This is a genomic window from Methylocystis sp. SC2 (assembly GCF_000304315.1).
Lineage (GTDB): Bacteria > Pseudomonadota > Alphaproteobacteria > Rhizobiales > Beijerinckiaceae > Methylocystis.
Genome location: NC_018485.1, coordinates 3,533,886 through 3,559,999 on the forward strand (window position 1 = coordinate 3,533,886; position 26,114 = coordinate 3,559,999).

Annotated in this window: 21 protein-coding genes and 2 tRNA genes; 7 read left to right on the forward strand and 16 right to left on the reverse strand. The window is 59.5% G+C overall.

Annotated elements, in window-relative coordinates:
- Positions 1-4 precede the first annotated feature (4 nt).
- A complete protein-coding gene (locus BN69_RS17100; protein WP_014892908.1) occupies positions 5-3,313 on the reverse strand; it encodes a transglutaminase family protein in 3,309 nt (1,102 codons plus the stop codon).
- A 295-nt stretch (positions 3,314-3,608) separates the two neighbouring features.
- Here BN69_RS17100 and BN69_RS17105 point away from each other — a divergent pair, with 295 nt between their 5' ends.
- Together BN69_RS17105 and lldD are read left to right on the forward strand one after the other, a co-directional pair.
- The gene (locus BN69_RS17105; protein ID WP_014892909.1) at positions 3,609-4,691 is read left to right on the forward strand and encodes a zinc-binding metallopeptidase family protein; all 1,083 of its coding nucleotides are present in this window, start codon (positions 3,609-3,611) and stop codon (positions 4,689-4,691) included.
- Positions 4,692-4,896: 205 nt separating this feature from the next.
- Positions 4,897-6,030: an FMN-dependent L-lactate dehydrogenase LldD gene (lldD, locus tag BN69_RS17110; RefSeq protein WP_014892910.1), complete on the forward strand. Its 1,134-nt coding sequence runs from the start codon at positions 4,897-4,899 to the stop codon at positions 6,028-6,030.
- Between the two features lie 102 nt (positions 6,031-6,132).
- Here lldD and BN69_RS17115 read toward each other — a convergent pair whose 3' ends face one another.
- A complete protein-coding gene (locus tag BN69_RS17115) occupies positions 6,133-6,900 on the reverse strand; it encodes a carbonic anhydrase (protein ID WP_014892911.1) in 768 nt (255 codons plus the stop codon).
- A gap of 344 nt (positions 6,901-7,244) precedes the next feature.
- Between BN69_RS17115 and BN69_RS17120 the strand changes: the two genes are divergently transcribed.
- Positions 7,245-7,436: a NepR family anti-sigma factor gene (locus BN69_RS17120; protein WP_148277306.1), complete on the forward strand. Its 192-nt coding sequence runs from the start codon at positions 7,245-7,247 to the stop codon at positions 7,434-7,436.
- Positions 7,437-7,693: 257 nt separating this feature from the next.
- The gene (locus BN69_RS17125) at positions 7,694-7,951 is read left to right on the forward strand and encodes a PsiF family protein (protein WP_371212431.1); all 258 of its coding nucleotides are present in this window, start codon (positions 7,694-7,696) and stop codon (positions 7,949-7,951) included.
- Between the two features lie 43 nt (positions 7,952-7,994).
- On the opposite strand, the gene aqpZ is transcribed toward BN69_RS17125, so the two are convergent.
- From aqpZ to BN69_RS17190, 12 genes are all read right to left on the reverse strand, one after another.
- Entirely contained in the window at positions 7,995-8,696 is a 702-nt protein-coding gene (aqpZ, locus tag BN69_RS17130) for an aquaporin Z (RefSeq protein ID WP_014892914.1), read from the reverse strand.
- A gap of 176 nt (positions 8,697-8,872) precedes the next feature.
- Complete coding sequence (locus BN69_RS17135) at positions 8,873-9,841, reverse strand: DUF5996 family protein (RefSeq protein ID WP_014892915.1); 969 nt, start codon at positions 9,839-9,841, stop codon at positions 8,873-8,875.
- A gap of 30 nt (positions 9,842-9,871) precedes the next feature.
- Complete coding sequence (gene egtD / locus BN69_RS17140) at positions 9,872-10,834, reverse strand: L-histidine N(alpha)-methyltransferase (RefSeq protein ID WP_014892916.1); 963 nt, start codon at positions 10,832-10,834, stop codon at positions 9,872-9,874.
- On the reverse strand, positions 10,834-12,138 hold the full coding sequence (gene egtB / locus BN69_RS17145; RefSeq protein WP_041927522.1) for an ergothioneine biosynthesis protein EgtB: 1,305 nt from the start codon (positions 12,136-12,138) through the stop codon (positions 10,834-10,836). The genes egtD and egtB overlap by 1 nt, the downstream gene beginning before the upstream one ends.
- 100 nt (positions 12,139-12,238) lie before the next feature.
- Complete coding sequence (locus BN69_RS17150) at positions 12,239-12,955, reverse strand: glutathione S-transferase (protein WP_014892918.1); 717 nt, start codon at positions 12,953-12,955, stop codon at positions 12,239-12,241.
- Between the two features lie 236 nt (positions 12,956-13,191).
- Complete coding sequence (locus tag BN69_RS17155) at positions 13,192-13,800, reverse strand: nucleotidyltransferase family protein (RefSeq protein WP_014892919.1); 609 nt, start codon at positions 13,798-13,800, stop codon at positions 13,192-13,194.
- Positions 13,797-14,813 (reverse strand): XdhC family protein, encoded by a 1,017-nt coding sequence (locus BN69_RS17160; protein WP_014892920.1) that lies wholly within the window; start codon positions 14,811-14,813, stop codon positions 13,797-13,799. Before BN69_RS17160 ends, BN69_RS17155 begins: the two co-directional genes overlap by 4 nt.
- Positions 14,814-17,063 (reverse strand): xanthine dehydrogenase family protein molybdopterin-binding subunit, encoded by a 2,250-nt coding sequence (locus BN69_RS17165; RefSeq protein ID WP_014892921.1) that lies wholly within the window; start codon positions 17,061-17,063, stop codon positions 14,814-14,816.
- An 8-nt stretch (positions 17,064-17,071) separates the two neighbouring features.
- Positions 17,072-18,088, reverse strand: coding sequence for an FAD binding domain-containing protein (locus BN69_RS17170; RefSeq protein ID WP_014892922.1), 1,017 nt, complete (start codon positions 18,086-18,088; stop codon positions 17,072-17,074).
- A complete protein-coding gene (locus BN69_RS17175) occupies positions 18,085-18,621 on the reverse strand; it encodes a (2Fe-2S)-binding protein (protein ID WP_014892923.1) in 537 nt (178 codons plus the stop codon). Before BN69_RS17175 ends, BN69_RS17170 begins: the two co-directional genes overlap by 4 nt.
- A gap of 249 nt (positions 18,622-18,870) precedes the next feature.
- Positions 18,871-19,230, reverse strand: a complete 360-nt coding sequence (locus BN69_RS17185; protein WP_014892925.1) for a hypothetical protein — start codon at positions 19,228-19,230, stop codon at positions 18,871-18,873.
- A gap of 384 nt (positions 19,231-19,614) precedes the next feature.
- Positions 19,615-19,690 (reverse strand) — tRNA-Ala (locus BN69_RS17190).
- 459 nt (positions 19,691-20,149) lie between these two features.
- Here BN69_RS17190 and BN69_RS17195 point away from each other — a divergent pair.
- From BN69_RS17195 to BN69_RS17210, 3 genes are all read left to right on the forward strand, one after another.
- Positions 20,150-20,899, forward strand: coding sequence for an outer membrane protein (locus BN69_RS17195; protein ID WP_014892927.1), 750 nt, complete (start codon positions 20,150-20,152; stop codon positions 20,897-20,899).
- Between the two features lie 559 nt (positions 20,900-21,458).
- Entirely contained in the window at positions 21,459-22,463 is a 1,005-nt protein-coding gene (locus tag BN69_RS17205) for an SIR2 family protein (RefSeq protein WP_158491329.1), read from the forward strand.
- Positions 22,456-25,281, forward strand: coding sequence for a hypothetical protein (locus BN69_RS17210; protein ID WP_148277163.1), 2,826 nt, complete (start codon positions 22,456-22,458; stop codon positions 25,279-25,281). Before BN69_RS17205 ends, BN69_RS17210 begins: the two co-directional genes overlap by 8 nt.
- Positions 25,282-25,439: 158 nt before the next feature.
- On the opposite strand, the gene BN69_RS17215 is transcribed toward BN69_RS17210, so the two are convergent.
- A tRNA-Pro gene (locus tag BN69_RS17215) sits at positions 25,440-25,516 on the reverse strand.
- 67 nt (positions 25,517-25,583) lie between these two features.
- On the reverse strand, positions 25,584-26,108 hold the full coding sequence (locus BN69_RS17220) for a dihydrofolate reductase (protein WP_014892930.1): 525 nt from the start codon (positions 26,106-26,108) through the stop codon (positions 25,584-25,586).
- Between the last annotated feature and the right edge of the window lie 6 nt (positions 26,109-26,114).

Genomic DNA, 26,114 nt, shown 5'->3' on the forward strand with positions numbered 1-26,114 from the left:
GCGCTCAGCGGACAATGCTCCTCCGAAGATCCAGCGTCAGCGGAAACTCTTGGCCTGGCTCCTCGCGCGGCGGATCGACAGGCCCGGGCGTGTGCCCGTGATCCTCAAATCGCGCCAAGCGCCGCGCTTCGGCTTCGTTACTGTTGACGGGGAAGGAGTCGTAATTGCGGCCTCCGGGGTGCGTCGCGTGATACACGCAGCCGCCCAGCGAACGCCTGCTCCAGCAGTCGATGACGTCGAATGTCAGCGGCGCATGAACGGGGAGCGTCGGGTGCAGGCCGGAGGGCGGCTGCCAGGCCTTGAACCGGACGCCCGCCACCGCCTCGCCGGGGACGCCGATGCCGGTCATCGGGACCCGGCGTCCGTTGCAGGCGATGATGTGTCGGCCTGGAACGAGACCCTTCGCCTTGACCTGCAGGCGTTCGAGCGACGAATCGACGTAGCGCACCGTGCCGCCATTCGCGCCTTCCTCGCCCATCACATGCCAAGGCTCGAGCGCGCCGCGGATTTCCAGATGAACGCCGCCGTGCTCGACGCCGCCGGCCAGCGGGAAGCGGAACTCGCGCTGCGCCTCGAACCATTCCGACTCGAAGGCGTAGCCGGCGCGGCGCAGATCATCGATAACGCCGAGGAAGTCCTGCCAGACGAAATGCGGCAGCATGAATTTGTCGTGCAGCGCCGTCCCCCAGCGCACCAGATCGCCGTGCTGCGGCTCTCGCCAGAACCAGGCGACGAGCGCGCGCAGCAACAACTGCTGCGCCAGACTCATGCGGGCGTCGGGCGGCATTTCGAACGCGCGGAATTCGACGAGCCCGAGACGCCCGGTCGGTCCGTCGGGCGAATAGAGCTTGTCGATGCAGATTTCGGCGCGATGGGTGTTGCCCGCGACATCGACGAGCAGATTGCGAAACAGCCGATCGACCAGCCATGGCGGCACATGGCCATCGTCGGGAGACGGCACCTGCGCCAGCGCGATCTCCAGCTCATACAGCGAGTCATGCCGCGCCTCGTCGACCCGCGGCGACTGGCTGGTGGGCCCGATGAACAGTCCGGAGAACAGATAGGACAGCGACGGATGCCGCTGCCAATAAAGCACAAGGCTCTTCAACAGGTCGGGCCGGCGCAGGAAGGGGGAGTCGGCCGCGGTCTTGCCCCCAAGCACGACGTGATTGCCGCCGCCCGAACCGATCTGCCGGCCGTCGATCATAAATTTGGCTGTCGTCAACCGCGCCTGCCGCGCGTCCTCATAGAGCGCGGTCGTCGTTTCGACCGCCTCACGCCATGTGGCGGCCGGGTGAATATTGACCTCGATGACGCCAGGATCAGGCGTCACCTTGATCACTTCAAGGCGCGGGTCGTCGGGCGGCGGATAGCCTTCGATATAGAGCGGCAGCTTTGTCGCCTTGGCGCTCTCTTCCACCGCCTCGAGCAGTTCGAGATAATCCTCGAGCGTTTCGACGGGCGGCATGAACACGCAGAGATTGCCGTCTCGCGGTTCGATGGTGAAGGCGGTGCGCACGGCCCCTTCGACGATCGACTGTTCGTGCACGTCCTGGCGCGCGTGACCGACGGAGGTCGCGCCGCCGCCTTGAATGCGGCGAAAATGTCCGGGTTCCGGCAGCGGCTCGCGGGGCGCGAAAGGATCCTGCGGATAGATGAACGGATATTCGCCTTCGGGCAGCTTGGGCAAGGACGCGACGGGGAGCCGCAGCCCGATAGGCGAATCGCCCGGGGCCAGGAACAGCTTTCCGCGACGCAGCGTCCACTTCTCCGACGTCCAGCGCGACTGGGAATCGGCGCGCGCGTTCCAGCGCTGAATCGGCAGGACGAAACCCGTCGGCTTGCTCAGGCCCCGCTCGAACACCCGCATCATGCGCGAGCGTTCCTCCGCATCGTCGATCTTGGGATCGGAGGGATCGACATTGATCGGGAGGACGCTCTCCTTGATCATCCAATGCGCGGGATCTTCGTAGGCCGGCAAAGCATGTTCGGCGCCCACCCCGAGACGCTCCGCAAGATCCTGCACAAAGACTTCCGCTTCCGCCGTGGTCGCGCCTTTCGGCTCCGAGATCTCGGCGATCAATTGCGGCTGCGACCAAATCGGCTTGCCGTCCCGGCGCCAGTAAAGCCCAAAGGCCCAGCGCGGCAGGCTTTCGCCGGGATACCATTTGCCCTGGCCGTAATGCAGAAACCCGTTTGGCGCGAAGCGCGCGCGCAGCCGGCGGATAAGATCATCGGCCCGCTCTCGCTTGGTGGGACCGGTCGCCGCCGTGTTCCACTCGGGGGATTCGAAATCGTCGATCGAGACGAACGTCGGCTCGCCGCCCATGGTGAGGCGAACGTCCAACGCGCCGAGATCGGCGTCGACCTTGTCGCCCAGCGCGTCGAGCCGTCGCCATGCGTCGTCCGAAAAAGGCGCGGTGATGCGCGGCGCCTCATTGATGCGGTCGACGCGCATCTCGAAACTGAATTCGACTTGAGCGGGCTCTACGAGGCCCGACAGAGGCGCGGCGGAGCGATAGTGCGGCGCGCTGCATAGCGGCAGATGACCTTCGCCGCAGAACAGTCCTGACGTCGCGTCAAGTCCGATCCAACCGGCGCCGGGCAGAAAAACCTCCGTCCAAGCGTGCAGATCCGTGAAGTCGTGATCGGTTCCCTTCGGGCCTTCAATCGGATCGACATCGGCCTTTAACTGGATGAGGTAGCCGGAGACGAAACGCGCCGCGAGACCGAGCTTGCGTAAGATTTGCACGAGCAGCCAAGCGGAATCGCGGCACGACCCTGTTCCAAGCGTGAGAGTCTCTTCCGGCGCCTGCACGCCAGGCTCCATGCGAATGACGTAGCGAATGTCGCGGTGCAGCCGCGCATTAAGTTCGACGAGAAAATCGATTGTCCGCATTTTTTGCCGCGGAAGGCTTCGGACGAAGTCTTCCGTCAGAGGTCCGACGTCTTCGGGTTTAAGATAGGCGGCAAGCTCAATTTTCTGTTCGTCGGGATAAGCGAAGGAAAATTCTTCGGCGTAAGGCTCGATGAAGAAATCGAATGGATTATAGACGGCGAGATCCGCCAGCAGGTCGACCTCAATCTTGAATTCACGCGCGCTATCGGGAAACACCAGACGCGCCAGCCAATTGCCGTGCGGGTCCTGCTGCCAGTTTATGAAATTTTCCGAAGGCGCGATCTTGAGCGAATAGCTCAAGATTTTCGTGCGGCAATGCGGAGCGGGACGCAGGCGGACGATCTGCGGACCGAGCGAGACCGGCCGGTCATATTTGTAGTGGGTGATATGGTGAAGCGCGATCTGGATGGACACGTTAATCAGCGTCTCGTTTCAGCGCCATTCACTACACGAATTAGCGCAGGGCCACTGCCGAGAGTTTAGCGGGGCCGCGCCGCGCAGTGTCAATCTGAAGAGCCGCCAAAATGGCGGCTTTGTCCGAAATTACGGCAATAAGCCTAGCAGGTGAATACAGGCTGCGCATTCAATTGGCGCCAGAAGAGTCTGCCCCGGCCGATCGAGGCTTCCGAGCGACCACCGCTCCGCTCGACCAGGAACATTCCGCCTGCAGCGCAGTTATGGCGGCAAGCGCGCTCCCGAAAGATCCTGCATGAAAGCCTTTCGATGCCAAGTCTGCCGCCAGAGCATACTTTTTGAGAACACCAAATGCGAAAGTTGCGGGCGCACGCTCGGCTATTTGCCGGCGCATGGCGAGATGAGCGCAGTCGAACCCGTCGGCTACGGATGGCGCGCGCTCGCTGACCGAACTTGCGAATATCGCTTCTGCAAGAACTGGGAGCTGCATGGATGTAATTGGATGGTCGAGACGGGGGGGCCGTCGGAGTATTGCCTCGCCTGCCAGCACAATCGAACCGTGCCTGACTTGTCGGACGACAAGCGCCGCGCCGCGTGGCAGAAAATCGAAGCCGCCAAACGGCGGCTCTTTTACAGCCTGATCAGATTGAATCTGCCTGCGCCAACGGCTTCCGAGAACGACGGCGAGCCGCTCATCTTCGATTTTCTCGCGGAGGAGCCGTCGCAAAAGCCTGTGCTGACCGGCCACAGCTCGGGCCTGATTACGATCGCCTTGAAGGAAGCGGATGACCCCGTCCGCGAAAAAATGCGCGACGAGATGGGCGAACCTTATCGTACGTTGCTCGGGCATTTCAGGCATGAGATCGGCCATTATTATTGGGACCGCATCGTGCCGCGCTCCAGATATCTGAGGCCGTTTCGTGAACTCTTTGGCGACGAGCGGGAAGACTATGCCGCCGCCCTCAAGAGACATTACGACGAGGGGCCTCCGGCCGACTGGCGACAAAAGCACATAAGCGCATACGCCTCCTGTCATGCGTGGGAAGATTTTGCGGAAACCTTCGCGCATTATCTCCATATCGTCGACACGCTCGAAACAGGTCGCAGCGCCGGGCTCGTCGTGCGGCGCGACGACGGTTCTCCAGCGCTGGTCGATTTTGATCCTTACGGCTATCCTGACATAAATGAGATGGTGGATAGTTGGCTGGACATTTCATTCGCGTTGAACAACATCAACCGATCGATGGGGCAGCCGGACATCTATCCCTTCGTGATTTCGCCGGTCGTAAAAGACAAACTGGGCTTTGTCCAAAATCTTCTGATGGATCACGCCCAGCGGCGCGCCGCCGTCGCCGCGCCGCGCGCCGCGTGTCGCTGATCCCTCCAATCGCGGCGACAGGCCAGCCCGCAGGCGACGCGCTCATGAGCTGCGCCGAAGCGGCAAACTCCCCAAGGCGATAGATCAGTTTGACGATGCGCCGCGCGGCTGCGATCAAAGGAGCAGGGCGGCCGGAGGCGCGCCTGTGCGTTCAGGCGCGGTCGCGCGCCCCCCTTCGGCGTCCGAGCAGCCTTTGGAGAATCGAATGATCGTTTCGTCAGCTTCGGATTATCGAAAGGTCGCGCAGCGCAAGCTGCCGCGCTTCCTTTTTGATTATATCGATGGCGGCGCGAACGCCGAAGACACCCTGCAGGCCAATGTCGCCGATTTGAGAGCCGTGAACCTCAGACAGCGCGTGCTGAAGAACGTTTCCGACCTCAGTCTCGCGACGGCGTGGTTCGATCAGCCTTCCGAGCTTCCCGTGATCCTGGCGCCTGTGGGCCTGACTGGATTGTTCGCTCGTCGAGGCGAGGTTCAGATGGCAAATGCTGCGGCGAACAAGGGCCTTCCTTGCGTGTTGCCGACGCTCTCGATCTGTTCGCTCGAAGAAGTCGCGTCGCAATGCAGCGCGGGAACCATCTGGTTCCAGCTCTATGTGCTCAAGGACCGCGGATTCATGCAGTCGATGTTAGAGCGCGCCCAACGCGCAGGCGTTAAAAACCTTGTCTTTACGGTCGACCTTCCCGTGCATGGATCGCGCTACCGCGACGCCCATTCCGGCTTGTCGGGGCCCTACGCCATGCAGCGGCGCATACTGCAGTCGATAACAAAGCCCGCTTGGGCTTTTGACGTCGGCATTCGCGGACGACCGCACGATCTCGGCAATATCTCAGATTATCTCGGCAAGGCGGCTGGACTGCAGGATTACATGGGCTGGCTTGGAAAAAACATTGATCCGTCGATCGACTGGTCGGACCTCGAATGGATCCGCGATTTTTGGAAGGGCCCTCTGATCCTGAAGGGCATATTGGATCCTGAGGACGCCCGGGACGCGGTGCGGTTCGGCGCCAATGGGATCATCGTTTCCAATCACGGGGGACGGCAACTCGACGGAGCATTGTCGACAGCCAAAGCCTTGCCTCCGATCGCCGACGCCGTCGGAAGCGATCTCGAAGTATTTGTCGATTCAGGCGTTCGATCCGGATTGGACGTCGTCCGCATGCTGGCGCTCGGCGCTAAGGGCGTCCTCCTTGGCCGGGCCGCGGCCTATGCGCTCGCCGCGGCCGGACAGGCGGGCGTCGAGAATATGCTCGAGATCTTCGCCAAGGAAATGCGCGTGGCGATGACTCTGACGGGCGTCGCTTCGGTTGCGCAGATCGATCGGCGGATACTCGCTTGACAGCAGGCGCGCTTGGCCTTTCGCGCTCGATTGACGCTCCCGCGCCGCGCCCGACGTTACGCTTTGTCGCCGCGGCGAGGAGCCCGCTTCAGCTGCTGAGGCTCACGCAAAAAGATCGACCCGACCGTCGCCAAGCCGGTAAATGCCGCTTGCGATTTTGAAGCGCTTTTCATTGAAGGCGGCGCTCAGCAAAGGCGTTGCGGTCTTCAGCGTCTCAACGCCGAGTCGGGCGTTTTCCATCGTCGCATTTTCCAATTGATCGCCTGGACGCCCAGCGACTGCTTTGACCGCCGGGGCAAGAGCTGCGACGAGCGAGGGAAGGTGGCCAGGCAAAGTCGTATGATCCTGGATTGAGGAAATTGCGGATTTAACGGCGCCGCAGGCTTCGTGACAGAGCACCAGAATGAGAGGCGTCTTTAGGACCTCGACGGCATATTCCATGCTCGCAATATTGTCCGGGTTGGCGAAGTTGCCAGCGACGCGCACGACGAAGAGATCTCCGCGCGAACTGTCAAACGCGTATTCCGGCGCGATCCGCGAATCCGCGCAGCTGAGAATCGCGGCGTAAGGATTTTGTCCGCCGACGAGCGCCTCGCGCTCGGCGATGAAGTCGTGCCGTTTTGCGATCCCTTTCTGATATCGTCTATTGCCCTCCATCAGGCGCGCCATCGCCTCGTCCGGAGTCATCACATTATCAGGCTTGGGCGGCGCGCTAGTCTGCTTAGCTTGTTTTGACTGAGATTTGCGGCCCTGCGCGTGCGCGTTTGCGACGACTGTCAGCGCTCCCGCCGTAGCGGCGCCGAAGACAAAGGCTCTGCGGCGCATTTTGCCGCCATGAACGATATCGGCAAAGCCACACGCCTGACACATACGCGATCCTCCGAGAGAGAAAACAAGCGCCCTGCGCTGGTCGGGCAAACATAGCGCCAAAGCGATCGATATTGAAAGCGCCTACTCGAGCTCAGCTTTTTGGCCAGCGGTCAAAAAAGGCGTTTGACTTCAATGAAGACAAGGGCGCGATGCGATCGGCCGCCGCTGCCGAAGACCGATCGCGGGCCGATTGAGCAGGAGAGGTGTGTCCAATTTACCATAAAATTTACAAATCGTCCGTCGCAGGCCCGCCGAGGAGCGTCGCTCACATTCTGGCCGCAACCTAAGTCGACGCTCTCACGTCCGCTGTGGACAAGTGGAGGCGTAACATGCGTCGGTCCCCTATGCATGGCCGAAAGGTCGGCGATGAAATCGGCGAATTGCTACGGCAAACGTATGACGACGTTCTTCGAGAGCCGCTTCCCGATCGGTTCCGCGATCTGTTGGAGGGGCTGGAAATGGACAGGCGGTTCTCTTTAGCGGAAGCGCGAGCGCGCGAAGATAGCGACGCCGATCATGCGCTCGCGGAGCGCTGACGTCGTTGACGCTGGGCGCGTGTCATGGTCTCGGGTCAGGTCAGCGGATCGCGTCGTCATCTTGTTCAATTGCCTTAGAGCAGGTTCCGAAAAACTTGACAGACCTTGTCGATGAGAACCTGCGCCAACATTTTGATTTTGAGCGATTCCTTATCGATCACATGATTCCATGCGATCGGGAAGCGCTCTGGTCTCTTCTCCGAAGCTGCAGGAATTTCTGAGAGGACAACATGTCGACAAGAATTTTGACCGCCACTATGTGTGCGGCCGCCGTTTTGGTTTCGGCTGCTGCTTTCGCTCAAAACCCGCCAGCTGGCCCGGACTGCGCCGCCCAGGCGACTGAAAAGAAGCTGCGCGGCGCAGCGCTGACAAGTTTCATGAGAAAGTGCGACAGAGACGCCGCCGCGAGCGCCTGCGATGCCGCTGCTGCTGAAAAGAAACTGGCGGGCGCGGCTCGGACGAGCTTCACGAAGAAATGCGTCAGGGACGCTGCGGCGAAGCCGAGCGTCCACTGAATGCGTCTAGCTTCAGCTGTTTTTCGCGCAAGTGATCGGGGACTCAGTCATCGGCGAGGGTGAAGCGATGAATGAGTCCCCCGATGACGGCGCCGACGAGCGGCGCGACCCAGAACAGCCAAAGTTGTTCGAGCGCCCAGCCGCCGACGAAGAGCGCTTGGCTTGTCGAACGCGCAGGGTTCACGGAAGCGTTGGTGATGGGGATGTCGACCAGATGGATCAGCGTCAGCGCCAATCCGATGGCGATGGGCGCGAAGCCGACCGGGGCGCGGCCTTCGGTCGTTCCCAGAATGACAAGCAGGAAAAAGGCCGTCAGCACGATTTCAGCAAGCAGGCCGGACTGCCATGTGTAGCCATTGGGCGAATGTTCGTCATAGCCGTTAGCGGCAAAGCCGCTCGCGAGCGAAAAATCAATGTTGCCCTGCGCGATCTTGAGCAGCACGAAAGCCGCAAAAGTCGCGCCGAGAAGCTGCGCCACCCAAAACGGTCCGACGTCCCTCCAGGAGAAGCGGCCGGCCGTCGCGACGCCGAGCGTCACCGCTGGATTGAAATGGCCGCCGGATATGGGGCCGAAAGCGTAAGCGCCCGTTAGCACCGTGAGCCCGAAGGCCAGCGCCACGCCGAGGAAGCCAATGCCGAGCTGCGGAAAGCTCGCGGAAATCACCGCGCTGCCGCAGCCGCCGAACACGAGCCAAAAAGTCCCAAGGAATTCCGCGAGAAGCCTGCGTGGAAGAGAATGCCGCATTTAAGTTCTCCATCTGCCGCTGAACCAATGAATCTGTGAACAAAGTAAAATCTAGCGCAAAGCCTTGGTCTGTCGAGCGCCGAGATGCCGCGGCGTCGCCAAGCTGGGACCACGCCGTGCGCCGAGATCCGAGTGGGCAAGGACAGAGAGTCGCGCGCAATCGACCGGTCGAAGACCTATCCTTGAACCGGACGCGGGACGCCGACATGTCCTAACGGGCATTCGAGCGCGGCGCGGTCCCATCCGCCGGCGTCGGCGGCCGCCTCATATGTGCTCTGCAAAAAGCGAAGCAGCGTCGCATCCGGATGCTTGGCGTTTCGCACGATGTCATAGGGCAGGATGAATTCCTTGAGATCTTCGCTAAAAAATGCGCCGTCCGGCGCAACCGTCGCGCGAGCGAATTCAGGCGGCGCAGGATAGGCGTAGGAATAAAAAGCGGGAAAATCGATCGAGCCGCCGCCAGGCCAGAAGCCGGCGCTGCTCACCTCATGCGAATACGCTTCGCGCACAACGGCGTCGGAAAGATTTGGAACGCCGCCAGGATGGCGCGGCGCACGACGACCAGAAAACCTTGTCACCGCCAAGTCAAAACTCCCCCAGAAAAAGTGCACAGGGCTGACCTTGCCAACGAAGGCCGTGCGAAAGATTTTGAATACGCGGTCGGCTTGTACAAGCAATCTCCAAAAGCAGTTTGCATAAACAGGATCGTAAGCCGAATGAATCCGGTCCTTGGTGAAGGGAAGCGCATCGGGCATCTCGTTGGGATGCTCATTGATATGGACGAAAATGTCCAACTCCTCGAGCGTGCTGAAAAGATCCGCGTAAAAGTCGGCGACTGTCTGAGGTCGGAGCTGCAATTGGCGCTCTCCGCCGTCGCTCGTCGTGATGCGCAGCACGTGGTCTATGAAATCGAAATCGATCTGAAAGACTCTTGCGCCATAGGCGATGGGCGACGTGGCGAGGCCGCGCGTCGTCACATACAGCGCAACATGCCAGGAGTGGTTTAGCCAGGGAGTGAGCGACAACCGGATCTTGCCGACGATCTGAGTCCAGAGATGCAGAGTCGTATAGGTCTCTCGCCAAGCGACGTAAGGCAATGCCGGCCACGCGTCTCGCTCTGCTTCGCTCACCTTCGTGGCAGTCATTCAGCTGGTCTCGGCTGTGTCGCCTTCAGCTTAAGGCGCGTCCAATTCATGTACGCTGAACAGATTTAGCTCATCCTTCCACACGCGCAGAGGGGTCCATCCCGCCGCCTGCGCGATCAGACGGAACTCCTCGATCGTGTATTTGTAAGCGCTCTCAGTATGAATCGTCTCCGCTGCACGGAAGCGAATTTTTCTTCCCGCCACCCAGACATCCTGATCCTTCACACTGACGAGATGCATTTCAATGCGTCCTTCAAAGGGCTCGTAGGTCGCGGCATGGCGAAAAGCTTGAAGATCGAACGTCGCATCGAGTTCACGATTGATGCGCGCAAGGAGATTGAGATTGAATGCGGCGGTGACGCCATTGGCGTCATCGTAGGCTGCGACAAGCTGGCGAACGTCCTTTTTCAGATCGACGCCGATGATCAGCTTTCCGCGCGGCGAAAGCGTCTCTCGCATCGCCCGTAGCAAGCGCGTCGCCTCCGCGGGGACAAAATTGCCGATCGTCGATCCAGGAAAAAATCCCAGCTTAGGCCGCGGCGCCAGTTCGGGAGGAAGCTCGATCGGATGCGAAAAATCAGCCAAGAGCAGCTGGATGTTGAGCCCGAAAAATCGTGCCGTCAGTCGCTCTCGAGCATTAATGAGAGCGCTTTCTGAAATATCGATCGGCACATAGGCGTGTAGACGCCGCATGTGTGCAAGCAGGATTTCCGTCTTGACGCTCGAACCAGAGCCGAACTCGACGAGAACCGTCTCTTCGAGCGCTCCGTCGAGCATCTGCATCGCATTGGCTGTGAGAATCCCAACCTCGACTCTTGTGGGATAGTACTCGGGCTGGCGCGTAATGTCTTCGAAGAGCGCGCTGCCTTTAGCGTCATAAAAGAAGCGACAGGGAAGACTCTTCTTTGGCCGGGACAGGCCCTCCAGCACGCTCACGGCGAAGTCGTCCGCTTGCCGCACGAGGGGCGTTAAGCGCTCCGTCGCCTCTGACATCAGCCAATCTCCGAAGCGAGGCGCAGGCCCAGAAATTGCCAACGCTGATGGGGGTAAAAGAAATTGCGGTAGCTCGGGCGGATGTGATCTTGCGGCGTCACGCAGGAGCCGCCGCGCAGCACGTGCTGACCAACCATGAACTTGCCGTTGTATTCTCCCAGCGCGCCCTCGGGGGCGCGATAGCCCGGATAAGGCAGATAGGCGCTCTGGGTCCATTCCCAGACGTCGCCGAACATCTGACGAGGCGATCCGTTGAGTTCGGCTTCAGCCGGTCGCGGGCGCAATGCCGCCGTTCCCAGAAAATTGCCCTGCCTTGGCGCTTTGGCCGCCGCGACTTCCCATTCGAATTCCGTCGGCAACCGCTTGCCAGACCAGCGCGCAAAAGCATCGGCTTCGTAGTAGCTCACATGCGCGACCGGCGCATCGAGGCTCAGCAACTGTCGTCCTTCGAGCGACATTTCAAACCACTCTCCGTCTTGACACTCCCAATAGAGTGGCGCGCGCCAGTTCTCGCGAATGATCGCGGCCCAGCCGTCAGACAGCCACAGGGTCGCCGTTTCGTAACCGCCGTCGGCGACGAACTCCAACCATTCCCCATTTGTGACCAGGCGGTCCGCAAGCCGGAACGGGTGGAGGAGCGCTTCATGGCGGGGCTCCTCATTGTCCCAAGCGAAACCCTTTCCGTCATGGCCGATCTGGTAGACGCCGCCGGGAAAATCAATCCAGCGCAGCGGTTCAGATGGCGCGGGAATGGAGCGCGGCTGCGCCGGGCGGTAGGCCGGCCTCAGGGGATTTGCAGCGAAAAGCGAGAGGATGTCCGTGAGCATCAATTCCTGATGCTGCTGCTCGTGATGAATTCCAACCTCGAGCCTATGGATCAAGGCCGGCGGCGCGTTGCTTCGCGCAGCCAGAAGCTGCGCCAACGCCAGGTCCACATGCTCGCGATAGGCGAGGACCTGATCGAGCGACGGCCGAGTGAGAAGCCCCCGCTTTGGCCTGGGTTGCCGGGGCCCCTGGTGCTCATAGTAGGAGTTGAAGCAATAGTTGAACGCCGCGTCGAACAGCGAATAGCCAGTCAGATATGGCGTCAAGACAAAGGTTTCGAAAAACCACGTCGTATGGGCGAGGTGCCATTTGGTCGGACTGGCGTCTTCCATCGCTTGGACGACCATGTCTTCGGCGCTCAGTGGAGCCGCAAGTTCGATGGAAAGTTTGCGGGTTTCAAAAAGACGGTCGCTCAAGGCGCCGTGGGCGGGCGCCGAGAGTTGCGTATCCGGGACCACGGCTGATTTACCCATCAGCATCTCTCCAAGAAGCAAGCCGAACCCGAGCTGCATGCCCGGACAGGTGAGCATATAGGGCGAGCGATCGATCTAAGATCCGTGTCAGGGCTGACCCGGCTGATCAGCCATCGAGTTCAGGATAGCGGCGAAATATCCCTTGTTCGTTGAATTCCGCCCGGCGCGCGCTATCGAGATAGGCGCGAATGCGCGGGCGTTGCGCGACCATCATGCGAAGAGCGGCGACTCGCGGCGACTCGGCGAGAACGGCCTTTGTCGCCTTGGGAAACGCATAGAGCAAGCCTTCGACGACCTGGAACAGGGAAAGGTCGGCGTAGCTTAAGGCGTCGCCGGCGAGATGCCCGTCACCATCGGGGTTGCGTGCGAGAATCGTTTCGAACCAATCAAGATATTTTTGTATCCTTTCGTTACGGAACCACTTCGCTCTGCGCGAGGCCTCCGGTTTCTGCTCCTCATAGTACATATCGCCGCCCAAAGGGTGATGTGTGTCGTGAGCCTCGCCGACCAAATCTGCGATCGTCAATTGAATTTGGTGAACCCAGAGCCTGCGCGCCAGATCTTTCGGCGCGAGACCGTGACGATCGCCGAGATAAAGCAGTATGGCTGCGGTCTGTCCGACGATCACATGTCCGTCTTTCAAGAACGGCGGTGCGAATGACGGATGGGCGAGGTCGGTCCGTTCGAGGAAGGCTATAAGCGTCGCCTCGGCGTTCGGCTCACGCGCCATATCAATATAATTGGCGCCGGCTTCTTCCAGCGCGAGTCGGACGAACTCCCCACGCCCCTGAATGCCGGGCCAATAATAGAGCTCATAGGACATGACTGGCCTGCTGTTCACGGCGCCGGAACCCTCCTGCGCCGAAGGTCGTCTCGAACGTCAATCGCTTGTTGGCCGCTTATGCTGCAAACATATCCCTTGAGCGGCACACATCAAGGTCGCGCCGCTTTTCGGGGCGCATCAGAGCCCGGACGCAGTCACGCGGCGACTCTTTCTATCGCGCGCAAAAGTGACAAGCGGCCAATTCGCATGGCGAATTCCCCGGCGGCGAACAGCCCCTAAGGATTCGCAATGTTCCATCGCGAACGGACGGCTTCCATATCAGCGGGCGCATCAACGTCGATAAAAACGCCCTCGTCGAGGACATGCGCCTGTTTTTGAGCATTCTCGCAGTTCTGGAGCAATTGCCTGGCGCCCAACGCCCCAGAGAGCGCCGCCAGGGAAGGGAAGAATCGTCGGGGCCACAAAACTGGGTTTCGCTGCTCGCCCTTTGACGTCGTTGGATAGGTGATCAAAGCTCCCCGGCTCTCCAAAAAGACGGCCGTCAGCTCTTTGATCAGATCCGACGTCAAAAAGGGCAGATCGCCCGGGACGACAAACGCCCCTGGCGTGTGCTGGCCGAGCGCGCTGACGCCGACGGCGATCGACGATCCCATGCCGCTTTCCCAGTTCAAATTGTGCGCGAGACGCAGTGGCAGGCCTTCGAGAACTTTTTCGATCCGTGCGCGATCGCAGCCGGTAACGACGACGACGTCGACGCCGCTGCAGACGACCGCTTCGGCGACCCGGCGGATGAGCGGCTTCCCGCCAAGGTCGCAGAGAAGTTTGTTCTTTTCGCCGAACCGCTTCGAGGCTCCAGCAGCCAAGAGCACAGCTGCGATGGTCACAATGGCCTCGTTCCGCGCGCCACCTGCACAATTTCCGCGAGAATCGAGACGGCGATCTCGGCCGGGCCTTTTGCGCCAATCGGCAGTCCGATCGGGGCGCTGATGCGCGCGAGTTCCGTATCGTTGAAGCCTGCGGCGGCGAGACGTTGCAGGCGCTTGGCGTGTGTCCGCGTCGAGCCCAGGGCGCCAATATACAGGCAGTGCGAGCGCAGCGCCTCGGTGAGCGCTTCATCGTCAATCGCGGCGGCGTGGGTCAGAGCGACCACCGCGGTCCTAGGGTCGAGCCCCAAGCGCTTCAGCGAAATTTCAGGCCAGTCGGTGAGACTTTCGAAATCGCCCACACGATCGGCGCTCGCAAATGCGGCGCGCGGGTCGACGATGACGACGTCGTAGCCAATGCGGTTCGTCAGATCTGCAAGCACTTGGCCGACATGCGTGGCGCCGACGATGATCACGCGAACCGGCGGGGTGAGCGCATGCAGGAAGACTGGATCATCGTCGAGACGGGTTACCCGGCTCTCACTCGAAATGAGACATTGGGCGATTTCGGCCGGCATCGGCTCCCCGGCGTCGAATAGGCGCCGCTCGCCGCTCGCGAGCGTCGTCAGCACGGCAAGCGACGTCCGCGCGCGGCGCGCTGAAAACACTCTCTCCAGAAAGGCTGAATCTCGCTCATGACGCAGCGGCTCGACGTAGATGCTGATCGCGCCGCCGCAGGGCAGGCCGGCCCTCCACGCCAGTTCCTCACCGACTCCGAACTCTAGCAGCTTCGGCATGTCGCGCGTCAGAATGTCCGCCGCTTCGGCAATCACTTCCGCTTCGACGCAACCGCCGGAGACCGAGCCCTCGAACTGTCCGTCTGGACCAATGGCCATTTGGCCGCCGACGGGGACGGGCGACGACCCCCATGTGGAGACGACGGTCGCCAGCGCGACCTGGCCGAAGTCCTCCAGCCACCTGTGGGCGCTGGTGAGCGCGTCTCTCGATTGGCGGAGGTCTGGGACGCAATTCATTTACGCCGCGTGGTTGCTCGTGGGCTGCCTCAGTTCGAGCAGCTTATCGATGGTGATCGGAAGATCGCGGACGCGCACGCCGGTGGCGTGAAAGACGGCATTGGCGATCGCGGCGGCGGTGCCGACGATGCCGATCTCGCCGACGCCCTTCACGCCGAGCGGGTTTAAACGATCTTCCTGCTCGTCGACAAAAATAACGTCGATGGCGTGGACGTCGGCATGCACCGGCACGTGGTATTCGGCGAGATTGTGATTCATGAACCGACCGTAGCGATGATCGATCACCGTCTCTTCGTGAAGCGCCATGCCGATGCCGCCGACGACGGCGCCAAGTATCTGACTCCTTGCCGTCTTAGGATTCAAAATGCGCCCAGCGGCGATCGCGCTGACGACGCGCGTGACGCGCAGCATGCCCAGCTCCTCATCGAGCCTCACTTCGGCAAACACCGCCGAATGCGCGTAATGTGAATAATCCTGCAAGACCCGCTCGTGTGGCGTCGACGAAACTTCCGCCACGAGAGGCTCATTGAGGCCGAGTAGCGCTTCCGACAGCGGCATGGCGCGCGAGGGGTCGCTCGTCATCCGGATCTCGCCGTCGACCCACGTGAGATCGGCCAGATCAACGCCTCTGAGCGGCGCGTTGGCGCGCTTGAGCAGTTGCTTGCGTATGCCGTCACAGGCCTCCATCACCGCGGAGCCTGCGGAGGCGGCTGTCCAGGATCCGCCTTCGACTGGCGCGCTTGGCAAATCTGAGTCGCCAATTTTGACAAGGACTTTGTCGAGCGGAAGGCCGAGCATCTCGGCGGCAATCTGGGCCAAAATCGTATATGTCCCAGTGCCAATGTCGGCCGTCGCGCAGGCGATTTCCAATGTCCCGTCAGGCGCGAGAGTCGCCCTCGCGCTCGTCGGCACGCGAAACGCTTCCCAGATCCCCGTCGCCATGCCGTAGCCGACCAGTTCGCGTCCCTCGCGCATCGAACGCGGCTGGGGCCGACGCTTGGACCAGCCGAAACGTTCGGCGCCCTGAAGATAGCAGTCCTTCAACGCTTTGCTTGAGATTGGCTTGCCATAGTTCTGATCCGTCTCGGAATAGTTTTTGAGGCGAAGCTCCAATGGATCGACGCCAACCGCATAGCTGAGCTCGTCCATGGCGCTTTCAAGCGCATACATGCCGACCGCGCCGCCGGGCGCCCGCATGTCGCAAGGCGTGAAGAGATCGAGTCGCGCAAGCCTCGACGTGACCGTCGAATGATCGCACGGATAAAGCGCGCCAGACCAAACGACGGTCGGCTCCTGATAGTCTTCAAAGCGGGACGTATTGGCGATCGCATCATGCTTCACGGCCACCAATCGTCCATCGTTCTCCGCTCCCAGTGTGAGCGTCTGGATTGTTTGCGGACGATAGCCAAGCGTGAACATCTGTTGGCGCGTCAGCGTGACCCTGACCGATCGCTTGAGGCCAATGGCGGCGAGCGCCGCCATGAACAGCTGATAATTTGGCCTAAGACCGACTCCGAAGGCGCCGCCGACATACGGAGACAAGACCCGGACCTTGTCCTTGGTCAGCCCGAACACGCTGCACAAATATTGCTGGCAATTGGGCGCGCCCTGCGTTTTGTCGTAAATCGTGAGGCGGCCGTCCTTCTCCCAAACCGCCGTGCTCGCAAAGGTTTCCATCGGGTTGTGGTGTTCGACCGGCGTGCGATATTCAGTTCGAATATGCATGGGCGATCGCGACAAGGCGCTGTCGACATCTCCGCGGGCGGCCGGATTCCAGTCCGGCGTTCGCTTCTCCGGCGGCTCAAAAGCTTTGTCGATCTGCGTATCGAGATCGGTGACCGTCTCTACCGTTTCATATCTTATATCGACAAGACTCGCGGCAAAGCGCGCAATTTCGAGCTCCTCCGCAACGACGAGCGCAACGGGTTGTCCCGAAAACAAAATCTCATCGTCATAGAGCGGCCGGAAGGGCGCGCCTGGCGAAGCGACTTCATCCGAATATTTTTCATGCGAAGAGGGGAGGGAGGGCCTGTTGTCGTGCGCAAACACTTCGATCACGCCCGGCACAGCGAGCGCCGCGCTTCGGTCGATGCTTTGAATTCGGCCTTTGGCGACCGCGCTTGAGACGACAAAGCCATATGCGAGGTCGCGCGCGCTGAATTCAGCGGCGTATTTCGCCCGGCCCGTGACCTTCGCCGGGCCGTCAATTCGCGAGACCGGCTTTCCGATGCAATTCGTTCCGACGGACATGGCGCGACCTAAACGACCACTTTCACGGACTGGGACTGCGGCGTTCCGGCGGCCGCCTGCTCAAGGGCGCGGACGATCGCCCGCCGCGCAAGTTCGATCTTGAAGCGATTATGGGCAAAGCCGACAGCTCCCTGCAAGATGATATCGGCGGCTTCGACGAACGCCTCTCGACAAGGCCGCTTGCCCTCGAGACTCTGCTCGGCGTCGGGCGCGCGCCAGGGCTTGTGCGCGACGCCGCCCAAGGCGAGGCGAGCGCAGGTCATCGCCCCTTCTTCAATCCTCAGAGCGGCGGCGACGGAAACAAGCGCGAAAGCGTAGGACAACCGATCCCGAATCTTGAGATAGCTGTAATGGCGAGGGAATTCCTCAGGTGGCAGCTCGATCGCCGTTATGATTTCATCACGAGCGAGATTTGTGTCGATTTCGGGCGTGTCGCCCGGCAGACGGTGAAAATCGGCGGATTTGATCGCGCGATCGCCCCTGGGGCCGGTCACGTGAACCACGGCCTCGAGCGCCGAAAGCGCGACGCACATATCCGACGGGTGCACGGCGATACAGGATTCGCTCCAACCCAGTATCGCATTCATGCGATTGAACCCTTCGATAGCGCCGCAGCCCGACCCTGGACGTCGCTTATTGCAGGGAGTCGTCGTGTCGTAAAAATAGAGACACCGCGTTCGCTGCAATAAATTGCCGCCGGTCGAGGCCATGTTGCGCAATTGAGGCGAGGCTCCCGCAAGAATGGCGCTCGAGAGAAGGGGATAGCGCCGTGTGATGCGTTCGTCGTAAGCAAGGTCGCTGTTGGGCGCCAAAGCGCCGATCTTCAGCCCGCCTGTTTGCGTCTCATGAATTTCGTTAAGCGGCAGCCCTGTGATGTCGATCAAGCGCGTCGGTCGCTCGACCTCCTCCTTGATCAGATCGATCAGGTTGGTGCCCCCCGCGATGAACTTCGCGGTCTGGTGTTTCCTGATCTGGCTAAGAGCGTCGCCGACGTCATGCGCCCGGACATAATCAAAATCGATCACGTCTCGGCTCCTTGCATGACCGCCTCGATCGCCGCGAGAATGTTGGGATAGCAGCCGCAGCGACAAATATTGCCGCTCATCAATTCTCTGATTTCGTCGCTCGTCTTGGCGCGGCCCTCGGCGATCAGTCCCACGGCCGAGCAGATCTGTCCGGGCGTGCAATAGCCGCATTGAAAACCGTCATGCGAAATGAAGGCGGTCTGAAGCGGATGCAGCTCGCCATTTTGCGCCAATCCTTCAATGGTGGTGATCTCGGCGCCGTCCTTCATGACGGCGAGCGTGAGACATGAAAGGACGCGCCGCCCGTCGATGAGCACCGTGCATGCGCCGCATTGACCGTGGTCGCAACCCTTCTTGGTTCCGGTGAGGTCTAGATGTTCTCGAAGGGCGTCGAGGAGGGTGGTCCATGGCCGCAGGGCCACGCGGCGTTCCACGCCATTGACGCGCAAGCCCACCTCGAGCTCCGGCGGCAACGTCCGCTGAGGCGAGGTCCGCTGAGGAAGGTAAGATGTCGCCTGCGGTCTTCCTTGCATGGCCTGATCCGAGAACGCGGAACTAGAACCGCCAGCACAGGGATTGGTTCCCCTGCAGTTTCAGGAGACGATCGCAAATCAGATCGACAATATGCTTTCTGGCTCACCTGTCGCGCCCGAGTCGGCGCGCGGCCGTGGAGAGGGCGCGACGCCGGACGGGTTCTTGCGGCGCCGTCCGGCGCGCGATCGCGTCGATATCTTGGATTCGATAGTTTGGTGGAGCGTTCGAGGCGCCCGAAAATCCTGAGTCTATTTCTGTTCGACGCACGCGCCGTTGATCGAGACCGTCATTTGATGCGAGGCGGCGTTCACGGCGTATAATTCCACTGCGCCGGTGGAACGGTTGAGGTTGCCCCCCTGATTCTTCTTATTCTTAAAGACGTAAAAGGCGTCATTCTTTCGAATGAGAGAAAAATTGCCATCGAGGGCGCTGACGTTGCTGAGCTTCACCGCGGCGCCTCTGATCTCGATGGAAAATGGCGCGGACTGGCTTGAGTCGCTTTGTTGAGCCGAGACTTCGCATTGATATGTCACCGGCGCATCTTCAGCGACGGCCCAACCCGAGCCGAGCAAAGATATGATCGTCGCAACGAACAGTCGTGATTTCATTTCGTAAGTCCTTTCCTTGGGAAGCGCGCCAGCTGCGCGCCGCCCTGAGCGCGGCGTGGGTTGGCGTGACGCTGAACGGATTTCGCAGCGCGCGGATGGCGTCGCCCGACTCCGCTGGCGGGGATGTGTCGTTGTCGCGAATGCACTTTGGATTGATTCGTCTCATCGCTCAGAGTCTGCGAACAGCTCTTTAGACATCGTCGAGCCATGGTCGCGGGATCACCGTTTCGAACGCATAATTTTCTTCGCACACAGGACCCGGCGGCGAGGTTCAGAGGCTGCGAGACGTTCTTGCGATTCGGCTGGGGTCGCGTCCCGGATTTGTCGAGAGCCGTTTCATGGGCTTCTCGAAAGAAAGCCTTGAAAAGCAGCTAATTACAATAGTGGTGGAGCCAGACGGAATCGAACCGACGACCTCTTCAATGCCATTGAAGCGCTCTCCCAACTGAGCTATGGCCCCGTTCTATTCGGACGCCTCTTGGGGGAGGCCGGACGGCGTGACGTCGTCGCGCGCTGTATAGTTCAGCCGTGCGTCGCCTGCAAGCCCGCTTGAAGAGGCCTGTCGATAGCGCACGATATGACCGGTTTAGGTAGCGCACGATCATCGGGTAGCGTCGCGGCCCTTTGCGGAGGTTTTGATCAGGTTCGATAAACGTCGATGCTGACCGCGCCAGTGTAATGAAAACGGCTCACCAGGCTATTTGCGGCGCCGCATATACCTCGATCGACGATGCAAGAGCGTTTTTTGCGGATCTCTGCTGTGGCGCCCCCGCCACAGTCGCCCGGAAAGCGTATCGGGAGCGCCGAGTAGCGCGTTAATTGCTTTGACTGTGCAAGGGTTTGCGATTTCCTTACCTTCTATCGCCCTAGGCGCAAGGGATTCGGTCCAAGGCGTCTTTAACCTTTAGGAGAAGGTATAATGAATAAGGCAACTTTTGCCGCTTTGGCCATGGCTCTGACGGCAGGGTCGGCGATGGCCGCCGACCTTCCGTCCTACAAGGCGCCGCCGCCGCCGCCTCCGCCGCCGATCATGACCTGGACGGGCTTTTATGCCGGTCTCAACTTTGGCGTCGGCTTTTATGAGCGAAATTCATCCAACGTTTGGGGCGTCGGCTTTAACAATCACGGCGGCAGCCGCGCGGGCGTCGTCGGCGGCGGTCAGATTGGCTACAATTACCAAATCACGCCGATGTTCGTCGTCGGCGTCGAGAGCGATATTCAGGGCACCAGCATCGGCTCTGGCGCTGGCGGCAACACCTTCAACTGGCTCTTTGGCCTTCCTCCGGTGACCACCGCGACTCTGAACTGGTTTGGAACCGTGCGTGGCCGCGTCGGCGTCAGCCTGCTGACCCCGCAACTGCTGCTCTATGGCACAGGCGGATTTGCCTATGGCGAGGTGCAACGCAATGGCTGGTTGAACCAGAACAGCACCGTGCAGACGGGCTGGACCGCCGGCGGCGGCGCCGAGTATATGTTCGCTGCGCTGCCGAACTGGTCGGTCAAGGCCGAGTATCTGTATACGCAGCTCAGCGGCGCCAACAACAACGGCTTCAATTTCGGCTGGGGGTTGAACAACGTCAACAACCGCACCCGCTTCCACACGATCCGCTTTGGCGTGAACTATCACTTCCACTTCGGCTCTTCGGCGCCGGTGTTGGCGAAATACTGAACTATCGTTCGAGCCAGATACATCCAGGAAAGCCCAGCCCTCGCGGCTGGGCTTTTTTCTTTCTCAGCGCGCTGATTGGCGACGCCGCGGGCCGCGACCCAGTCGGACGTCGGCCCGGCCCGAGCGATGGCGAATTGTAAGATTGCCCCGCGAGAGGTCGCCGCAGACTGAATTGTGAAAGTCTGAGTAATGGTCGGAGTGAGAGGATTCGAACCTCCGACCCCCTCGTCCCGAACGAGGTGTCCTGTTACAATAGCACTTGAATTCAACAATCTCTGATTACATTCGCCACTGAATGGTCGCCTTCAGTTCCGCGCAATCAGTGGCCAATCAGTGGCGGCTTCCGACCCTACTGCGACCTTCCGCATCCATCCGGTTGCTACCATTGGGGGACATAAATTCTGCTCCCAAATGTGTCAGCCAGATCCCCAAAAATTGTTCCTAAACCACCGCAATGCCGGCCGATCACCCGTTGCAGACGCTATGCCGAGCAACTACAAACGGCCGACGCTCTGGCAGGTCAAGACGAATCTTAGGACAATTTCTCCCAGGCTTTTTCATGAGCGATCGGATTTTGCCGATACCGAGCATCCCCCCGGGTCTGACAGATGCGGCACAGCGCGGAGTGCTGATTCCTTTTGTGGGCGCTGGGGTATCGGTTCTCGCTGGTTGCCCCACTTGGACCCAATTGGCCGATGGAGCACTACGAGCCTGCGTGGAGGAAAACAAGTTTTCCTATGGTCAATTGGCGCAAATCGAGGACCTCCCGCCCCGCATGAAACTTTCCATAGCTCGCGGCTTGGAACTCGAACATGGCTTCAATATTGACTACACCAAACTCATTCAGATCAGTGTCAACGAGGAGAAAAGGGAGATCGGCAACCGGGCTTATCGCTGCCTCGGAAAACTGGGAACCACATTCGTTACTACCAACTACGACGGATGGCTTGATACGGAAATCCCCGACGTTCAGCGCCCAATGATTTTGCCAGCCGCGCCGTCGACCACCACGTCGAATGCCCCGTCTCGTCGGCGTTCAATTTACAAGGTGAACGAGTTTACACCGGCGAACCTGAATATTGAGCGGACTGTCTTTCATTTGCATGGCTCGATTGACGATCCGAGCGGGATGGTAATGACTACAAGCGAATACATAGAGCGGTACAGGAATGACCGGGCTGGAGACGATCCCAAGCGTGAAAACAGGACGCTCACTTTTCTGGAGCATCTCTTTTCGTTCAAAACCGTTTTTTTTATTGGCTATGGCCTCGAGGACTTAGAAATCCTTGAGTACATCATTCAGAAGGCTCCCGTGCCGCAGCAGCGAGTGCAGGCAGAAGCTAGGCATTTCATGCTTCAGGGTTTTTTCGCGCACCAACACGAACTGATGCGCTGCCTGACGCAGTACTATCGCCACTGTGGGATCCAGCTCCTGCCCTTTCAACGCGACCAGAAGGATTGGTCGCAACTCATCGACGTCCTCGAAAATTATGCGGGAGTGATGCCTGCGACATCACCGCTGAATCTTCAGATTCAAGCGGAGATGGAGAGCTACTTTGACTAACCTCACCTCAAAATTCGAATCCTTCATCGAGACAATGCGGCGAAGCGAAGAGTTCGCCCGGCACGGCTTCGACCTTTTGTCTAAGCGCCCGGAGCCGGAACAATACTTTGAGCAGCTTATCCGCGAAGGGTTTTTCAATCCTGCAAACAACTCAGGACCGGTTCCGTCGAAGGAGCCCGGCTTTGTCCAAATACCGTTCTGGGCGGCGCTGAATTACTTGGAAGCAGTGGCAAAACGTGCAGCTGATCGCAATGATGATCAACTTGCCGGTAAGGTGCTAAAAATAATTCGTGATGTAACGAACTTCCGCGATCCAACTGGAGAGGCGCGCGACAATTATCATACGTATTACAGATTCGCCGAAATATTGGGTATTCTGCCCCTCAACGTAGTTACAAGGGAAGACATTCATCTTGTGAGTGGCTGGCTCTCCTCGCGCTACGATAGCAGTCTTGTCGGAAGCTCTCTTGGCAAGGGTCTCCTGAAAAGGCTTCTCGCAAGGGGAGAGCCCGAAGATATCGAGCGCGCTTGTCTTTTGATGAAGGAGTGCATGGCGTTCCGCTGGCTATCCGAAAATGACCAGCGCGGAAGAGAGTTAGTCACGAATATCGATGACTACTGGCTCCGGAAGCTTGTTGATAACTACGCAAAAGAATTGGGAGCGAAAGCGGGGAAGCCGGCGATCGAAATTTTCGAGGATGGTTTGCGCGCGATTTTCTCAGACCCGCGCCGCAGTTACGGAAGTACGTTGTGGCGACCGGCCATCGAGAACAATTCACAGAACATGGACTTCCGAGGACCAGAAAATCGCTTCGTGGAGGGCATGCGGGACGCCCTCGCGGGATGGATTGAAACCAAGCCTGACGAAGCGGTGGGTTACGTGGAGCGAGCTCTTCATGATGAAGCCGAGATTATTCGGCGTATTGCTATCCATACGATAACTGAGCATTTCGAGCTTTTGAGCAACCCCTTTGAAGCGGTGATTGATGCCAAGTTGTTTACTTCGGCACATCGCCACGAACTGTATCGGCTACTCAAAGAGCAATTTAGCGCACTCACGCAATCGGGCAAGGAAAAGGTAATTTCTTCGCTACGCGCTCTACCTGAACCAAAGACCGGCGAGGAATCCAAACGCCGATTGAGATACACGCAGCGTGAATGGTTAACTGCCATCAAGGATCAACCTGAAGGAGCCGAGTGGTTTGCGGAGCTGTCGTCCGATCGCGGGCTCGGTTCACCGAACGACCACCCCGACTTTCTCAGCTATCGCGAAACGCGTGTTGGGCCGGGTCCCGCGCCATTTGGCGAAGAGTCGCTCGTCGCATTCGCCGAGGACGGCACCATTGTCGATCGGTTAAATGCATTTCGGGAAACGGACTCTTGGAAAGGGCCAACTTTGGGAGGCTTGGTCGCAGCCCTTGAGGCTACAGTTGCGGCTTCTCCAAATACATTCCTTCCGCTTTTGTTCGAATTTCATCATGCAAAAATTCCATTCCAGCATGCGCTGATTTCCGGCTTTAGGCGGGTATTCGGTTCTTCCGATGCGAATAAGCCATCGTTCGACTGGATTGTCGCGTGGCCCAAGCTCATGAAGTTCTTTTCAGAATGCCTAAATGATGAAGCGTTCTGGATTTCGAAGTCCGAAGAAAATGTCAATTTGGTTCCAACCCGATCATGTATGATGACCTTGATCGCTGACTTCCTCGAAGCTGGCACGAAGGATGATGAGACGGCTTATCCCCCTGAGCTTCTTCCGAAGGGCTGGGACCTGATCAAGATTTTGCTTGAACGAGCAGCAGAGGAGGAGGCGAACCTTACCGATCCGATGATGCATGCCCTCAATACGGAAAAAGGGCGCGTGATCGGTGCGATGTATAACCACGCACTTCGCGTCTGCCGCGTGGCTCAGAACATTAATCAACCGCTTGAGCAGGCGTGGGCAATGCTGAGGCCAGTCTTTGATGCAGAGATTGCGAAGTGTCGCGACGCCAATTTCGAGTTCTCGACGCTATCAGCTTCATTTATCGCCAACATCGACTACATGAGTCACGATTGGCTCGTCGCACATGTGAAGCCCCTTTTCCCGACCGAATATCCGGTTAACTTCAAAGTGGCGCTCGGAGGGCTCGCGTATGCAACGTCGACCCGCGCAATTTATAAGCTCCTGGCGTCCAATGGGATTTTAGATGCCGGTCTAAAAGCCGATCTAAAGGACTCGCATAGTCGAAAACACATCATCGAATGGATTTGTCTCGCCTATCTGTGGGGCGACGAAACTCTGGATACGCCTCCGATGGCCGATGTTTTTGCTGCTGGCATCGACGACCTTCGGAATGCAGCGGAATTTTTCTGGCAAGTTCACGGCGAAGAGCTAACGCCTGAACAGGTAGAGCGCGTCCTAGCATTTTGGGCGAAGTGCCTCGAATGGGCCAAGACGCAGTCCGAGGCACCCGCCAGTCTGCTTTCACGCCTGAGCCGTCTAGCTCCATACCTTACGACGCTCGATGAGCGGGCCAAACGACTTTTGCTTCCTGTCGTCCCGTACGCTCATACCGACTACTACGCCGAGCAAATGGTCGAAGAACTTGGGCGTTTGGCCGACACCAATTCTACCGGAACGGTTGAGCTGCTCGAACGTATGCTCGATGCGAACACGCCGAACTTCGACTTGGATGACAACCTTAAGCGACTGCTGCATAAACTTGCGGGCATGGGACACCGCGCGGCAGTCGTTCGCTGCATTGAAAAGTTGCGCAAGACATTGCCCGGCATGTTAGAGTTCTATAAACAAATCGTTTCGGAAGCACCAGAAACCTGAAGAAAGGACGTTGTATGTAAACATTTCTGGAAAGCTCAAACATCGGGTTGTTTGCTCAAGTAATATAGCGGTCAAGGCGAAGACAACGCGTACTCTCGTTTCCGTGGCCATTTCAGTGGCCGCCGAAGCATTCTAATTTCGGAAGCTATTGAAAACATTGGTCGGAGTGAGAGGATTCGAACCTCCGACCCCCTCGTCCCGAACGAGGTGCGCTACCAGGCTGCGCTACACTCCGATTGAAATGGCTCAAAGCCGCTTTCGAGGCGTTTTATATCGATAGCCGCATTGCCCCGCAACTGGTTTCAGGCGCCTTGGCCACGGCGCCGTTCAAGCGTGACGAAAGCGAAGTCCGCTTCGTCTTTCGGCCCCCGCGGCGGCGTTTCGCGCGCGATCTCGCGCCAGTCCTTGGGGTCGAGCGCCGGGAAATGCGCGTCGCCGGCGATATCGAGCGCGACTTCGGTGAGTTCAATCACGTCGGTGAGATCGAGAAAGGCGCGATAGATGTCCTCGCCGCCTGCGATGATGATTTCGTCGACGCCGAGCAGCCCGGCCAGCCGTCGCGCCGTCGCCAAGGCTTCGGGGGCATTTGCCGCCACATGGGCGCCTTCGGCCCTGAAATGTGGATCACGCGTCAGCACGACGCTTTCCCGCCCGGGCAGCGGCCGCCCGATCGATTCGAAGGTGCGCCGTCCCATGATCATCGGCTTGCCCCAGGTGCGCGCCTTATAGCGCTTGAGGTCGCTCGAAATCCGCCAGGGAAGGCCGTTGGCGACGCCGATCACGCCATTGCGTCCGCGCGCGACGACCGCGACGATTTTGGGCTGCATCGCCGT